Source organism: Limnohabitans sp. 2KL-1, assembly GCF_003063435.1.
In the GTDB taxonomy this organism is placed as follows: domain Bacteria; phylum Pseudomonadota; class Gammaproteobacteria; order Burkholderiales; family Burkholderiaceae_C; genus Limnohabitans_A.
Window position 1 is genome coordinate 644,690 of record NZ_NESL01000001.1, and the last position, 14,418, is coordinate 659,107.

Annotated in this window: 12 protein-coding genes; 9 read left to right on the forward strand and 3 right to left on the reverse strand. The window is 60.6% G+C overall.

The genetic code is table 11. From position 1 onward, the window contains the following. Nucleotides 1-93 precede the first annotated feature (93 nt). Nucleotides 94-1,179 (forward strand): porin, encoded by a 1,086-nt coding sequence (locus B9Z47_RS02950; protein WP_108329722.1) that lies wholly within the window; start codon nucleotides 94-96, stop codon nucleotides 1,177-1,179. A 173-nt stretch (nucleotides 1,180-1,352) separates the two neighbouring features. Here the strand turns inward: B9Z47_RS02950 and B9Z47_RS02955 are convergent, their stop codons facing one another. Further along, nucleotides 1,353-2,327 (reverse strand): tripartite tricarboxylate transporter substrate binding protein, encoded by a 975-nt coding sequence (locus tag B9Z47_RS02955; RefSeq protein ID WP_108329723.1) that lies wholly within the window; start codon nucleotides 2,325-2,327, stop codon nucleotides 1,353-1,355. A gap of 93 nt (nucleotides 2,328-2,420) precedes the next feature. On the opposite strand from B9Z47_RS02955, the gene B9Z47_RS02960 reads away from it, so the two are divergent. The 8 genes from B9Z47_RS02960 (at nucleotide 2,421) to B9Z47_RS02995 (ending at nucleotide 11,622) form a co-directional block, all read left to right on the forward strand. Then, a complete protein-coding gene (locus tag B9Z47_RS02960) occupies nucleotides 2,421-3,176 on the forward strand; it encodes a DUF3047 domain-containing protein (RefSeq protein ID WP_108329724.1) in 756 nt (251 codons plus the stop codon). 123 nt (nucleotides 3,177-3,299) lie between these two features. Beyond that, nucleotides 3,300-4,898 carry an ABC transporter substrate-binding protein gene (locus tag B9Z47_RS02965; RefSeq protein WP_108330057.1) on the forward strand — a complete coding sequence of 533 codons (1,599 nt, stop codon included), beginning with the start codon at nucleotides 3,300-3,302 and terminating at the stop codon, nucleotides 4,896-4,898. Next, the gene (locus tag B9Z47_RS02970) at nucleotides 4,898-5,878 is read left to right on the forward strand and encodes an ABC transporter permease (protein WP_108329725.1); all 981 of its coding nucleotides are present in this window, start codon (nucleotides 4,898-4,900) and stop codon (nucleotides 5,876-5,878) included. Before B9Z47_RS02965 ends, B9Z47_RS02970 begins: the two co-directional genes overlap by 1 nt. Before the next feature lie 2 nt (nucleotides 5,879-5,880). Continuing rightward, nucleotides 5,881-7,116 carry a M20 aminoacylase family protein gene (locus B9Z47_RS02975; protein ID WP_108329726.1) on the forward strand — a complete coding sequence of 412 codons (1,236 nt, stop codon included), beginning with the start codon at nucleotides 5,881-5,883 and terminating at the stop codon, nucleotides 7,114-7,116. A 44-nt stretch (nucleotides 7,117-7,160) separates the two neighbouring features. Further along, on the forward strand, nucleotides 7,161-8,741 hold the full coding sequence (locus B9Z47_RS02980) for an ABC transporter substrate-binding protein (protein WP_108330058.1): 1,581 nt from the start codon (nucleotides 7,161-7,163) through the stop codon (nucleotides 8,739-8,741). Between the two features lie 3 nt (nucleotides 8,742-8,744). Then, the gene (locus B9Z47_RS02985) at nucleotides 8,745-9,653 is read left to right on the forward strand and encodes an ABC transporter permease (protein WP_108329727.1); all 909 of its coding nucleotides are present in this window, start codon (nucleotides 8,745-8,747) and stop codon (nucleotides 9,651-9,653) included. Next, on the forward strand, nucleotides 9,650-10,618 hold the full coding sequence (locus B9Z47_RS02990; RefSeq protein ID WP_108329728.1) for an ABC transporter ATP-binding protein: 969 nt from the start codon (nucleotides 9,650-9,652) through the stop codon (nucleotides 10,616-10,618). The genes B9Z47_RS02985 and B9Z47_RS02990 overlap by 4 nt, the downstream gene beginning before the upstream one ends. Next, nucleotides 10,615-11,622 carry an ABC transporter ATP-binding protein gene (locus tag B9Z47_RS02995; protein ID WP_108329729.1) on the forward strand — a complete coding sequence of 336 codons (1,008 nt, stop codon included), beginning with the start codon at nucleotides 10,615-10,617 and terminating at the stop codon, nucleotides 11,620-11,622. The genes B9Z47_RS02990 and B9Z47_RS02995 overlap by 4 nt, the downstream gene beginning before the upstream one ends. A 57-nt stretch (nucleotides 11,623-11,679) precedes the next feature. On the opposite strand, the gene B9Z47_RS03000 is transcribed toward B9Z47_RS02995, so the two are convergent. Further along, a complete protein-coding gene (locus B9Z47_RS03000; RefSeq protein WP_108329730.1) occupies nucleotides 11,680-12,681 on the reverse strand; it encodes a tripartite tricarboxylate transporter substrate binding protein in 1,002 nt (333 codons plus the stop codon). 76 nt (nucleotides 12,682-12,757) lie between these two features. Further along, nucleotides 12,758-14,254 carry a tripartite tricarboxylate transporter permease gene (locus tag B9Z47_RS03005; protein WP_108329731.1) on the reverse strand — a complete coding sequence of 499 codons (1,497 nt, stop codon included), beginning with the start codon at nucleotides 14,252-14,254 and terminating at the stop codon, nucleotides 12,758-12,760. Nucleotides 14,255-14,418: the final 164 nt, after the last annotated feature.

Consider the following 14,418-nt stretch of genomic DNA (forward strand, 5'->3'; position numbering starts at 1 on the left):
GCATCAACTTCCTGATTGGGAGGTTGGCTTGGGGTCACAAGGGTGGTGTTCATCCAACTGATTCGGGCCCTTTTAACCTTGGAGAAACTTGCAATGAAAAAATCTCTGATTGCTCTGGCTGCTTTGGCCGCCACTGGTGCTTTCGCTCAATCTACCGTGACTTTGTCTGGCGTTTTGGACGTCGGCTTCAAGAACGTGAACAAGGCCGCTGTTGGTGCCGCCAAGAATTCCGTGACTGCAGGCAACAACAACCGCGTGGCTTTCGGCGTGACCGAAGACCTGGGCGGTGGCCTGAAGGCTCTGGCCAATGCACAAATGCGTTTCGACCCTACATCGGGCACCACTGAAGGCGGCAATACACGTCCTTTGTTCCAAGGTGAGACACGCGTCGGTTTGACCGGTGGTTTCGGTACCGTCATGTTGGGCCGTGGCCTGACCGCATTGCAATTGCCTAACGGCGGCAACTCTGACCCATGGGGCGTGACCACCGTGGCCGGTAGCGTGTACGCTGCTGGTTTCGCAACCGACTACGCCGCTGGTGGCGAAGGCCGTATCGACCAGGGCGTGTGGTACACATCCCCCAGCTTCGGTGGCCTGACACTGTCGGCCAGCATGTCGCCTAAAAAAGTCGTGACTGCCGGTGTGGCTTCCAAGACTCACCAGTCGATCAACGCCACTTACGCCAACGGTCCTCTGGTTGTGGGTCTGGGCAACGAGCGCAACCGCGCCAACGACACCATCACTCAAGTCTATGGTAACTACAACCTGGGCATGGCCAAGTTGTTCGCCAGCTACGCATTGGTCGAAGGTGGTTCAGCCGCTGAGCGCGCTGCTGCTGGTACCTTCGCTGCTCCAGCTTCTGCTGTGAACTCCGGCAACGGCGCCACAGGCCCTGTCGCTGCTGACGGCGAAATCAAGAACTGGACTGTCGGCGCTACTGTGCCATTCGGCGCTGCTACCCTGCGCGTGGGCTACAGCGGCTGGAACGGCAACGGTGCTGCTGGTCAACAAGACGACACCAAGTTCGGTATCGGCGTCAAGTACGACCTGAGCAAGCGCACTTTCTTGTACAGCGACATCGCTTCGCAAACACGCAAGAACAACACCGGCACTGCTGCTGACGGCAAAGACAACACCACACTGCGTTCATTCGACGTGGGTATTGCTCACTCCTTCTAATTTCCGGCTTGCGCAAGCAAGCTTGAGTTAAAAGTCAAAAACCCACCGTGGCAACACGGTGGGTTTTTTGTTGTACGCCCAAAACCGACAGGGTGCCAGGGGCATCAGCCCCGGGCCCGGTCGATGTGACGTGATGGGCTTGTACGGGGCGCTCGGGTCAACGAAACAAAGGCTTATTGCTGCGGAATGCCCGCTTTCTGGATCACCTCTGTCCAGCGCTTGATGTCGCTGTCCAGCAATTGGGCCAATTGCCCGGGGGTGCTCGATTGGGCCTGCACGTTGAAGCCGGCCAGGCGTTGAACCATTTCGGGTTCTGCCAGAATTTTGGCAAGTTCGGTTTGCAGGCGATCGACAACGTTCTTGGGTGTCTTGGCGGGGGCGGCCAGGGCGTTCCAGGATGAGACATTGAAGTTGCTCAGACCAGACAGTTCGCGCACCACCGGAATTTGGGGCATGTCTTTGGGGCGGTTGGCCCCCATGACGCCGAGCAGCCGAACCGCCTTGGCGTTGATCTGGGGTTTGAGCGGCCCGAGAATCTCTACCACCGCATCGACCTGCCCGCCGCGCAAGGCGTTGATCACCGCAGGGGTGCCGTTGTAAGGGATGATTTGGGCGATCAGGTTGGCCTGCGTGCGAAACAGTTCGCCGGCCAGATGCTGGGTGCTGCCGATGTTGATGGTGCCGATGTTCAACTTGCCCGGGTTGGCACGGCCAAAGCTGACCAGTTCGGTCAGGCTTTTGTAGGGCGATGACTCGGGCACTACGATGGCGATGTCAAAAAGGCCCAGCAAGGAGATGGGGGCGAAGTCGGTACGCGGGTTGAAAGGCAGGGCCTTGAACAGCCCGGCGCTGACGGCGGTGCCGTTGGACATGAGCAGCAAACTGTGGCCATCCGGTTCGGCCTTGGCCACCATCTCGGCGGCCACGATGCCGCCTGCGCCAGGGCGGTTGTCAATCACCACCGGTTGACCCAAAGAGACGGAAAGTTTTTGTGCCACCGCGCGCGCCGTCAGGTCGGCGACACCACCAGGCCCAAAGGGCACGACAATTTTCAGAGGTTTTGACGGGAAACCCGATGGGGCTTGTGCCCAGCTTGCGGGGGCGGCGCTCAGGGCCAGGGTCTGGAGCAAATGGCGACGGTTGAACATGAGAAGATTTCCTGAAGAACGAATCGGAAAAGGGTGAAAATTCACAGGGTTGTAGAGGCCCCATTGTCTTGCATCGGAGTTGAAAGGTCATTCATGATTTTTTCTTGCGCGTGGACGCGTGTTGCCGGGTGCTTTTGTTGGCTGATCGTGTTGTCTGGCTGCGCAAGCCTCGGCGTTCCAGACAAGCCGCCTGCTGCGGCAGTGTTGACTTTGGAGAAGGGCCCCCTGCATTTCAGTCCCAAGGACAAAGTGAAATGGGAGGCGGTGACCTTGCCCGGCAAGGTTCGCACCGCCTTCAGTCTGGAAAAGCACGGCCAGCGCGAGGCCCTGAGTGCCCATGCGCAATCGTCGGCCAGCTACTTGCGCCAGCGCGTGCACATTCCGCCCGATCAGCTGGGGCGACTGCAATTTGACTGGCAAGTGGACAATCTGATGGCGCAAGCGGACATGACCGAAGCAGACCGAGAGGATTCTCCCGTGCGTTTGATTTTGGCTTTTGAGGGAGACCGCAGCCGTTTTTCCGCCAAAAATGCCATGCTCAGCGACCTGACCGAAGCCCTGACCGGGGAGCCGCTGCCTTATGCCACCTTGATGTACGTCTGGGCCAACCACCGCCCGGTGGGGGCGGTCATCGTCAATCCGCGCACCGACCGTGTGCGCAAACTGGTGGTGGAGTCGGGGGCGCAACGGCTCAAGCAGTGGCTGTCGTACCAGCGCGATGTCCGGGCAGATTTTGAAAAAGCATTTGGCGAAGCGCCTGGTGCCTTGCTGGGCATTGCGATCATGACCGACTCTGACAACACCCGCAGCCAGGTGCGGGCCTGGTATGGCGACATCCGCCTGGATTGAGGTGTGCACCAGTCCTGTGCGCGACAACCGGTTTGGGGGAATTCCCTCTGTCTGTGACGGGCCCAAATGTTGCATAGTCACAGTTTGCTCCACTGTTGTCACCGAGGTGTTTTGATGAAAAAAATGAGTATGCAAACTGTGTTGCCCACGGCTTTGGCCGTGTCCTTGGCTTTGGCTGGCTGGTTGACTTCGGCCGCAGCGCAGGCCAAGCCGTTCAAATGGTCCAGCGCCAGCGACATTCCCACGCTCGACATCCATTCGCAAAACAACGCCTTGGGCAATGGGGTGCATGCCTCTATTTTTGACTCGCTGGTGTACTACAACAGCAAAACCTTCAAGGTCGAGCCCAAGCTGGCCACGTCCTGGAGAGAAATGTCGGCCACGCAATACCGTTTCAATTTGCGCAAAGGCGTCAAGTTCAGCGATGGCACGGCCCTGACGGCCGATGACGTGGTGTTTTCTCTGGAGCGTGCCCGTGCCAAGACCTCCAACTTCAACGTCTACACCCAGGGTTTCAGCCGCATCGTGAAGGTCGATGCCAACACGGTGGACATCGTTTTGAGCGGCCCCAACCCGGTGCTGCTGAACCAGCTGACCGAGCTGCGCATCATGAGCAAGGCCTGGGCTGAAAAGAACAAGTCGGTTGAGCCCAAGGATGGCAAAACCAAAGATGAAAACTTTGCCCACCGCAACGCCATGGGCAGCGGCGCCTACATGGTCAAAGAGTGGCAGCCTGACCAAAAGCTGGTGTTGGTGAAAAATCCCAACTGGTGGGGCTGGTCTGAAGTGCCCAGCAATGTGACCGAAATCATCTACACCCCCATCAAGAACGAGGCCACGCGTGCCGCCGCCTTGCTGTCGGGCGAGATCGACTTTGTGCTCGATCCGAGTCCCCAAGACCTGGGCCGCATGCGCAACAACCCCAATCTGAAAGTGATCGACGGGATTGAAAACCGCACCATTTTCCTGGGTATGGACCAGCATCGCGAAGAGTTGCCGGGCTCCAGTGTCAAGGGCAAGAACCCGCTCAAGGACGTGAAGGTGCGCAAGGCCTTGTACCAGGCGATCGACATGGATACCATCCAGCGCGTCACCATGCGCGGCTTGTCGCAAAACACAGGTGCCTTGGTGGCGCCGCAGGTCAATGGCTGGACCAAGGCTGTGGACACGCGCTTCCCTTATTCGCAAGACGCCTCCAAAAAGCTGCTGGCCGAGGCGGGCTACCTCAACGGCTTTGAGGTGGACTTTGCTTGCCCCAACAACCGCTACATCAACGACGAAGAAATCTGCCAGGCCATCACCGCCATGTGGGCCAAGGTGGGTGTGAAAGCCAAGCTGCGCACCCTGCCACTGGTGACCTATTTCCCGATGATCCAGCGTTATGAAGCCAGCATCTACATGCTGGGCTGGGGTGTGCCGACTTTTGATGCGCTTTACAGTTTGCAGTCCCTGACGCGCTCAGTGGGCACGGGCGGTGACGGCAATTACAACGTGGGCCGCTACAGCAACACCCGCATGGACTACATCGTGGACCGTGTGAAAACCGAGACCGATTTGCCCGTGCGCAACCGCTTGCTGACCGAAGGCTTGCAGTTGCAAAACGACACCGTGGCGCACATCCCGCTGCACAACCAGGTGATTCCTTGGGCCATGAAGAAGAATGTGGACGTGGTGCATCGCCCTGACAACCGCCTCGACTGGTCGCTGATCAAGGTCAACTGATGCTCGCTTTCATCTTGCAGCGGCTGATCCAGGCCGTGGTCGTCATGGTCACGGTCGCTTTCATCGCGTTTTTGCTGTTCCAGTATGTGGGCGATCCGGTGGTGTTTTTGCTGGGGCAAGACGCCACCAAAGAACAGATCGACATGCTGCGTGCCGATCTGGGTCTAGACCAGCCGTTTTTTGTGCAGTTCTGGCACTTTCTGTCTAATGCGGTGCAAGGCGAGTTTGGCCTGAGCCTGCGTCAGGGGGCCAAGGTCTCGCGCTTGATCGCCGAGCGACTGCCCGCCACCTTGGAGCTGGCGCTGGTGGCGGCCACCTTGGCGCTGGTCATTGGCATCCCGATGGGGGTCTACGCCGCTTTGCGTCGGGGCACTTGGGCCAGCCAACTCATCATGACGGTGTCGCTGCTGGGCGTGTCGCTGCCCACCTTCCTGATCGGCATTTTGTTGATCTTGGTGTTTGCCGTGATGCTCGGCTGGTTCCCCAGCTTTGGCCGGGGTGACGTGGTGCAAATGGGCTGGTGGTCCAGTGGTTTGATGACGGCCAAGGGGTGGCATCACATCGTGCTGCCGGCCGTCACGCTGGCGATTTTTCAGCTCACGCTGATCATGCGCCTGGTGCGGGCCGAGATGCTGGAGGTGCTGCGCACCGACTACATCAAGTTCGCCCGTGCCCGCGGTCTGTCCAACCGCGCCATCCACTTTGGTCATGCGCTCAAGAACACGCTGGTGCCGGTGCTCACCATCACCGGGTTGCAGCTGGGCGGCTTGATCGCGTTTGCCATCATCACCGAGACGGTGTTCCAGTGGCCCGGCATGGGCTTGCTGTTCATTCAGGCCGTCACGTTCGCAGACATCCCGGTCATGGCGGCTTATTTGTGCCTGATCGCGCTGATTTTTGTGGTCATCAACCTGATCGTGGACTTGTTGTACTTTGTGGTCGATCCGCGCCTGCGCGTGGGCAAGCCCGGGGGGCACTGAGCATGGGCGCTTCTTTGCAATCAGTGTTGGGGCGGGGCGCGGCGTTTGCACGCATCGCCCAGTTCCACCCGGAGTTGACGGCCTTCAGGCGTGATCTGCACGCCAACCCCGAGCTGGGCTTTGAAGAGGTTTACACCTCGGCGCGTGTGGCCGAGATGCTCAAGGTCTGCGGTGTCGACAGCATCCACACCGGCATCGGCAAAACCGGCGTGGTGGCCTTGGTGCACGGCCAAGGTCGTTCGGCCAGCAACCCGGGCCGCATGATCGGTCTGCGCGCCGACATGGATGCGCTGCCGCTGACCGAGTTCAACGAGTGCACCTGGAAATCTGGCACGCCCGGCCTGATGCACGGCTGCGGCCACGACGGCCACACCGCCATGTTGATGGGCGCGGCCCGATACTTGGCCGAAACCCGCCGCTTTGACGGCACAGCCGTGCTGATTTTTCAGCCCGGCGAAGAGGGTTATGCGGGTGCTCGCGCCATGATGCAAGACGGCTTGTTTGAGCGCTTCCCGTGCGAGCAGGTTTACGCCCAGCACAACTCACCCGAGACACCACTGGGCGTGATCGGCATCACCCCCGGCCCCATGCAGGCGGCGGTGGACCGGATCGAGATCCACATTCGCGGCAAAGGCGGTCACGGTGCTCGCCCCCACCAGGCGATTGACCCGGTGCTGGTGGCTGGCCACATCATCACCGCCGCGCAAAGCGTGGTGGCCCGCAACCTGTCGGCATTTGACCAAGCGGTGGTCAGCATTTGCTCGATGCAAGGCGGTAACCCGGGGGCCATGAGCGTGATCCCCGGTGAAGTCACCTTGGTGGGCACCGTGCGCACCTACAGCGAGAGCGTGCAAGACCAGATCGAAGAGCGTCTGCGGTCCTTGTGTACGGGCATTGCGCAAGGCTTTGGCGCGTCGGCCGAGCTGAAGTACGAACGCACTTACCCCGCCACCGTGAACACCGTGGCCGAGGCGCAGTTTGCCTGCGACGTGGCAGCGGCTTTGGTGGGGGAAGACAAGGTTTGGCGCAACATGCTGCCCAGCATGGGCGGGGAAGACTTTTCTTTCATGTTGCAGGCGGTGCCTGGCGCGTACATCCGCATTGGACAAGGCCTGCCGCACGGCCCCGGCCCGCACCCGCTGCACAACAGTCGCTACGATTTCAACGACGAGATCTTGCCGCTGGGCGCGGCTTTGCACGCCAGTTTGGTGGAGCAGGCGCTACCCTTCGCGGTATGAGGCGCGCTTTCGGTTTCGTTCATTCATTCAACAAGGAGAACTCCATGGCTTTCAAACTCAATCCTCTCGTGGCCACTTTGGCTGCTGCGTTGGCCTTGTCAATGGTCTCGGCCTCAGCCGTGACCTTGCGCGTGGGCAACCAAGGCGATGCTCTGTCCATGGACCCGCACTCGCTCAACGAGTCCTTGCAAATTTCGGTGGTCGAAAACGTGTACGAGACCTTGGTCTCACGCGACGCCAACTACAAACTCACACCTTTGCTGGCCACCAGTTGGAAGCAAACTTCGCCCACCGTGTGGCGCTTTGAGCTGCGCAAAGGCGTCAAGTTCCATGACGGCACGCCCTTCACCGCGGACGATGTGATCTTCAGCTACGAGCGTGCCAAAGGCGACGGCTCGGACATGAAGAGCTATGTGGGCCAGTTCAAAGAGATCAAAAAGATCAACGACCACACCATTGACATCATCACCACTGCCCCGTTCCCCATCGTCCCCGAGCTGATCACGCACTGGGCCATCATGAGCAAGAAGTGGTGCGAAGACAACCAGGCCACCAAGCCGGTGGATCGCCGCAAAGGCATTGAAAACGCAGCGTCTTTCCGCGCCAACGGCACCGGCCCTTTCCGTGTGCGTGAGCGTCAGCCCAGCGTACGGACCACGTTCACGCGCAATGGCAATTACTGGGGCAAGATCCCCGGCAACGTGGAAGAAGTCATCTACAGCGTGATTGGCAATGACGCCACCCGCGTGGCGGCCATGATGTCGGGTGAACTCGATGTGATGGAGCCCGTGCCAGTCCAAGACGTGGACCGCCTGAAGGCCAACGACAAGCTCAAGGTTTTGCAAGGCCCTGAGCTGCGTGCCATCTTTTTGGGCATGGACCAAAAACGTGACGAGTTGCTGTTCTCGAACGTGAAGGGCAAGAACCCCTTCAAAGACATCCGTGTTCGTAAGGCGTTTTACCAGGCGATTGACATCGAGACCATCAAGAGCCGCGTGATGCGCGGTGCCGCCACCCCCCTGGCATTGATGTACCCCCCGCAAGTCAATGGCTTCCCGGCAGATCTGGCCAAGCGTTTGCCCTATGACGTTGAAGCCTCCAAGAAACTGCTGGCCGAAGCGGGTTACCCCAACGGCTTCGAAGTCAAGATGAACTGCCCGAACGACCGTTATGTCAACGATGCCGAGATTTGCCAGGCCGTGGCCGCCAACTTGGCCAAAGTGGGCGTGAAGATCAACCTCGAAGCCGAGACCAAGGGCACTTACTTCCCCAAGATCCTGAGCCGCAACACCAGCTTTTACATGCTGGGCTGGACAGCCAGCACGGTGGATGCCCACAACGTGATGTACCCCATCTTGTCCACCCCCGGTGAAGGCGGTCGTGGTCAGTTCAACCTGGGCGCTTACAGCAACCCCAAGGTCGACGAGTTGACCGACAAGGTGGCTTCCGAGACCGACCAGAAAAAACGCAACGAAATGATCCGTGAAGCCATGAAGATCCACCAGGACGACGTGGGCCATCTGCCGTTGCACCAGCAAGCGTTGAACTGGGCGGCCAAGAAAAACATCGAGTTGGTGCAGTTTCCGGACAACGGCATGGCTTGGAAATTCATCACAGTGAAGTAATCCATGAACGCATTGAAACGCTGGCTGAACAGCGATGTCGGTTACAGCTTCCGCCAATCGCCCACGGCGATGGCGGCAGCTGCCATCGCCTTCGTTTGTCTTTTTTGTTCGGTCTTTGCCGGCTGGGTCTCGCCCACCAACCCGTTTGATCTGGCCACGCTGGAGCTGAGTGACGCCCGCTTGCCTCCGGCCTGGATGGAGGGCGGCACGACCAAGTTCCTGCTGGGCACCGACGATCAGGGGCGTGACATTTTGTCGGCCCTGATCTACGGCTCGCGCATCTCTTTGGTGGTGGGTCTGGCCTCGGTGGTCTTGTCGGTGGTCGTGGGCGTGGGCCTGGGTTTGCTGGCGGGTTTCAAAGGCGGCTGGATTGACGCCTTGCTCATGCGCCTGTGCGATGTGATGCTGTCTTTTCCTGCCATTTTGGTGGCGCTGTTGATCGCGGGCGTGGGGCGTGCCCTGTTCCCCAACGCGCACGAGTCGCTGGCTTTTGGCGTGTTGATCTTGTCGATCTCCCTCACCGGCTGGGTGCAATACGCACGCACGGTGCGCGGCACCACGCTGGTCGAGCGCAACAAAGAATACGTGCAAGCTGCCCGCGTGACGGGTGTTGCTCCTTTGCGCATCATGTTCAAGCATGTGCTGCCCAACGTCATGGGCCCGGTCATGGTGCTGGCCACCATCCAGGTGGCCACGGCCATCATCACCGAGGCGACGTTGTCGTTTCTGGGTGTGGGCGCACCGCCTACTTCGCCATCGCTGGGCACGCTCATTCGCGTGGGCAACGATTATTTGTTCTCGGGCGAGTGGTGGATCACGATCTTTCCGGGCTTGATGCTGGTGCTGATCGCCTTGTCGGTCAACTTGCTGGGTGATTGGTTGCGCGACGCGCTGAATCCGAGATTGCGATGAGTCTTTTACAAGTCAATAACCTGGTGGTGGAATTCCCCAGCCGCCACGGCACGCTGCGTGCGCTGGACGATATTTCTTTCGACATCGCCCCCGGTGAAATTCTGGGCGTGGTGGGTGAGTCGGGCGCAGGCAAGTCGCTCACGGGCGCGGCCATCATTGGCCTGCTGGAGCCGCCAGGCCGAGTGGCCAGTGGGCAAATCTTGTTGGAAGGCCAGCGCATTGACCACCTGAACAACGACGAGATGCGTCACATCCGGGGCCGCAAAATTGGCGCAATTTTTCAGGACCCGCTGACTTCGCTCAACCCGCTGTACTCCATCGGGCGGCAACTGACCGAAACCATTCTGGCCCACCTGCCCGTGACGCCGCAGGAGGCGCGACAACGCGCGATCCAGTTGCTCAAGGACACTGGTATTTCGGCCGCCGAAGAGCGCATCGACCACTACCCGCACCAGTTCTCGGGCGGCATGCGCCAGCGTGTGGTGATCGCCTTGGCCCTGGCCGCCGAGCCGCAACTGATTGTGGCCGACGAGCCGACCACCGCGCTCGATGTATCCATTCAGGCGCAGATCATCAGCTTGCTCAAAAAGGTCTGCAAAGACCGGGGCGCTGCCGTCATGCTCATCACGCACGACATGGGCGTGATCGCCGAGACCTGTGACCGCGTGGCCGTGTTGTACGCCGGGCGCGTGGCCGAAATCGGCCCGGTGCACCAGGTCATCAACCACCCGGCCCACCCTTACACCGCAGGCCTGATGGCCTCGATCCCCGACATGGACAGTGACCGCGAACGCCTGAACCAAATTGACGGCGCCATGCCGCGCCTGAACGCCATTCCGCAAGGCTGCGCCTTCAACCCGCGATGCCCCAAAGCCTTTGACCGCTGCAGGCAAGAGCGCCCTGAATTGGTCCAGGCCGGGGCCAACCAGGCCGCCTGTTGGCTGCACGACGGGAGCGCGGCATGAGCGACAACATCACGAACGCCAAGACGCAGTCGTTGGTCGTCGCGCACGACCTGGCCAAAACCTTTGATGTCTCGGCTCCCTGGCTGAACCGCGTGATCGAGCGCAAGCCGCGCCAGATGCTCAACGCCGTCGATGGCGTGAGCTTTGAAATCGAGCGCGGCAAAACCCTGGCCTTGGTGGGCGAGTCCGGTTGCGGCAAAAGCACTGTGGCCCGCCTGCTGGTGGGCCTGTACGAGCCCACACGCGGGGGCCTGACCTTCGACGGCCAAGACGCGCACGCCGCCTTCAAATCGAACGAAGCCAAGGCCATGCGCCAGCGCATCCAGATGATTTTTCAGGACCCCTATGCCAGCCTGAACCCGCGCTGGACGGTGGACAACATCATTGGCGAGCCGCTCAAAGAGCACGGCTTGATCAGCGATGCCGAAGAGCTCAAAGCCCGCGTGGCCGAGTTGCTCAAGTCGGTCGGCTTGTCGCCGCTCGACATGGTCAAGTACCCGCACCAGTTCTCAGGCGGGCAGCGCCAGCGCATCTCGATTGCCCGTGCCTTGGCCACCGCGCCGGAGTTTTTGGTGTGTGACGAGCCGACTTCGGCGCTGGACGTGAGCGTGCAGGCGCAGGTGCTCAACATCATGAAAGACCTGCAGCGCGAGCGGGGCCTGACGTATTTGTTCATCAGCCACAACCTGGCCGTGGTGCGACATGTGAGTGACCAGGTGGGCGTGATGTACTTGGGCCGTCTGGTGGAATTGGCCGACAAGCACACGCTGTTTTCGAACCCACAGCACCCCTACACCAAGATGCTGCTGGACGCGATTCCGAAGATGCACGACACCGGCCGTGCTCGCACGCCGGTGCAAGGCGAAGTACCCAACCCGCTGAATCCGCCCACAGGCTGCACTTTTCATCCGCGTTGCCCACAAGCCACGGACATCTGCAAGGCCGAGCGACCAGCCCTGCGTGACTTCAAAGGCATCAAGATCGCTTGTCACGCGGTGGTGTGAGGGGCAGATCCCATCGGGCACGACCTGCATCAGCGTCAGGCCTTGCCCGGCCGCTGCTCAACCCGGTTTGATCTGGCCTTTGATGACCACGTCCTTCCAGCGGGCTTGTTCGCGGGCGATGAATGCGCCGTATTCGCTGGGTGGGCCGCCGCCTGCGATGGCGCTTTCGGCCGCGTACTTGGCGATGACTTCGGGTGACTTCATGGCCTTGGCACATTCCTGCTGCAGCTTGATGACGATGTCCTGCGGCGTGCCTGCCCGGGCCGTGATGCCGTACCACTGCACGGTTTCAAAATCCTTGAAGCCCAATTCCGCCACGGTCGGCACATCGGGCAAGACGGAAATCCGCTCTGGCGTGCCCACCGCGAGACAGCGCAGCGCACCACTTTTGATGTGGGGCAGCAAGGCGGGGGTGCCCGCTGAGAACAGTTGAATGCGTCCGGCCAGCACGTCGTTCAATGCAGGGCCCGTGCCCCGGTAGGGAATGTGGGTGACAAACATGCCGGAGGCCAGTTTCAGGGCCTCCATGGCCAGGTGGCCTGCACTGGCGTTGCCTGCAGAGGCGTAGTTCAGTTGACCGGGGCGTGACTTGACGTAGGCGATCAGCGATTTCAGATCGGTGGCAGGCACATCCTTGTGCACCACAAACAAGCTGGGCACGCGCGACAGCAAAGTCACGGGCATGAAGTCCTTGTTCACGTCGTAACCGCTGTCGGGGTAGATCAGGGGGTTGACCGCCATCAGGCCAATGTGACTCATGACGATGGTGTAACCATCGGCAGGCAAGCGCATGGCCTCTTGCATGGCCGGCACGCCGCCACCGCCGCCTTTGTTGTCGATGATGAAGGACACGCCCATTTGTTTGGTCAGCTCGGTGGCGATGGTGCGCGCCACGATGCTGGAGGTGCCGCCGGGTGCGAAGGGGACGATCCAGCGGATGGGCTTGTTGGGCCAGGCCGATTGCGCGTGGCTGGACAGGCCGCTGGCCGCAAGACCGGCGGCACCCATCCATTTGAGGTAGTCACGTCTTTGGATCGTTGGGAAATCGGATTCGTTCATGACAAAACAATGCACAAAAATTGGAAAGCCTGATCACAACAGAAACCGGGGCGACAACCCAGAGGGTTTTTCCGGATCAGCGGCGGCCAGGTGAGCGAAATAGTCGCCAGAGCGTCGGAGCCACCAGCAACAGCGCCGCCACCGCCATCAAGCTGCCCGACAGGGGTCGTGTGAAGAAGGTGGACCATTCGCCTTGGCTGATGGTGAGGGCCTGGCGCATGGACTGTTCACCCAAAGGGGCCAGGATCAGGCCCACGATCAGGGGGGCAGCCGGAAAGTCAAAGCGCCGCATGGTGTAGCCCAGCAGGCCGAATACGAAAAGCAGGCCGACGTTGAACACCGAGTTGCCTGCGCCATAAACACCTGCCGTGGAGATGACGATGATGCCGGCATACAGCCAGGGTGGCGGGATCTTGAGCAGCTTGACCCAGAGGCTCACCAGCGGCAAATTGAGGACCAACAAGATCACGTTGCCGATGTAGAGACTGGCGATCAGCGTCCACACCAGGCTGCCTTGCTGGCTGAAGAGTTGCGGGCCGGTCTGGATGCCGTAGCCTTCAAACGCCGACAGCATGATGGCTGCGGTGGCGGATGTGGGGATGCCCAGCGTCAGCAGCGGCATCAGCACGCCCGCCGCTGCAGCGTTGTTGGCGGCTTCGGGGCCTGCCACGCCTTCGATGGCACCGTGGCCGAATTCTTCAGGGTGTTTGGAGAGTTTTTTCTCGGTGTAATAAGACAGCAAAGTGGGCAGTTCGGCCCCGCCTGCAGGCATGGCCCCGATCGGGAAGCCGAAGAAGGCCCCCCGGAACCAGGCTTTCCACGAGCGCGCCCAGTCTTGCTTGCTTAACCACAGGCTGCCGGACATGTTCATGACCTCGCCCGCTTTGGCCTCACGGCCTTGCCAGGCCAGGTAAAGCGCTTCGCCCACCGCAAACAGGCCTACGGCCGCTACGGTGACTTCAATGCCATCGAGCAGTTCGGGGCGGCCAAAGGTGAACCGGGCCTGTCCGGTTTGCAAATCGACACCGACCATGCCCAGCAACAGCCCCAGGCTCAGGGCGATCAGGCCGCGCAGCATGGAGTTGCCCAGTACCGCTGACACCGCCACCACCGACAGCACCATCAGGCTGAAATATTCGGCGGGACCAAAAGCCAGTGCGGCATCGACCACCAAGGGGGCGACAAAGGTCAGCGCCAGGGTGCCGATGGTGCCCGCCACAAAACTGCCAATGGCCGCTGTGGCCAGGGCCTGACCCGCGCGACCGCGCCGGGCCATTTTGTTGCCCTCCAGCGCCGTGACCACCGCCGATGATTCACCCGGGGTGTTGAGCAAGATGGATGTGGTCGAGCCGCCATAGGCCGCGCCGTAATAGATGCCCGCGAACATGACGAACATGCTCGTGGCGGGGACGTGGTAAGTCAGGGGCAGCAGCAAGGCGATGGTCAGCGCCGGGCCAATACCGGGCAAGACGCCCACCAAGGTGCCGATGAAGCAGCCGACGAAGCCCCACATCAGGGTGACGGGTTGCAGGGCGTTGCCGAAGCCCTCCATCAGGGCGTTGAAAGATTGCATGGTGAATCCGATTTAAAACGTTTTGCGTTGGGCGTTGGGCGTTGAGCGTTGAGCGTTGAGCGTGGGCGTGAAGTTGAGCGCACAAAAGCGCTAGTCCTTCCTGTGGGGCCTCACCCCAAGCGCGTTGGACTTGGCGCACGCTTTGAAAACCATCGCCCAGAGGG

Excerpts from the sequence above, each read along its gene's own strand:
- B9Z47_RS02950 (WP_108329722.1), top strand. The coding sequence starts at position 94 with ATGAAAAAATCTCTGATTGCTCTGGCTGCTTTGGCCGCCACTGGTGCT.
- B9Z47_RS02955 (WP_108329723.1), bottom strand. The coding sequence starts at position 2,327 with ATGTTCAACCGTCGCCATTTGCTCCAGACCCTGGCCCTGAGCGCCGCC.
- B9Z47_RS02960 (WP_108329724.1), top strand. The coding sequence starts at position 2,421 with ATGATTTTTTCTTGCGCGTGGACGCGTGTTGCCGGGTGCTTTTGTTGG.
- B9Z47_RS02965 (WP_108330057.1), top strand. The coding sequence starts at position 3,300 with ATGAGTATGCAAACTGTGTTGCCCACGGCTTTGGCCGTGTCCTTGGCT.
- B9Z47_RS02970 (WP_108329725.1), top strand. The coding sequence starts at position 4,898 with ATGCTCGCTTTCATCTTGCAGCGGCTGATCCAGGCCGTGGTCGTCATG.
- B9Z47_RS02975 (WP_108329726.1), top strand. The coding sequence starts at position 5,881 with ATGGGCGCTTCTTTGCAATCAGTGTTGGGGCGGGGCGCGGCGTTTGCA.
- B9Z47_RS02980 (WP_108330058.1), top strand. The coding sequence starts at position 7,161 with ATGGCTTTCAAACTCAATCCTCTCGTGGCCACTTTGGCTGCTGCGTTG.
- B9Z47_RS02985 (WP_108329727.1), top strand. The coding sequence starts at position 8,745 with ATGAACGCATTGAAACGCTGGCTGAACAGCGATGTCGGTTACAGCTTC.
- B9Z47_RS02990 (WP_108329728.1), top strand. The coding sequence starts at position 9,650 with ATGAGTCTTTTACAAGTCAATAACCTGGTGGTGGAATTCCCCAGCCGC.
- B9Z47_RS02995 (WP_108329729.1), top strand. The coding sequence starts at position 10,615 with ATGAGCGACAACATCACGAACGCCAAGACGCAGTCGTTGGTCGTCGCG.
- B9Z47_RS03000 (WP_108329730.1), bottom strand. The coding sequence starts at position 12,681 with ATGAACGAATCCGATTTCCCAACGATCCAAAGACGTGACTACCTCAAA.
- B9Z47_RS03005 (WP_108329731.1), bottom strand. The coding sequence starts at position 14,254 with ATGCAATCTTTCAACGCCCTGATGGAGGGCTTCGGCAACGCCCTGCAA.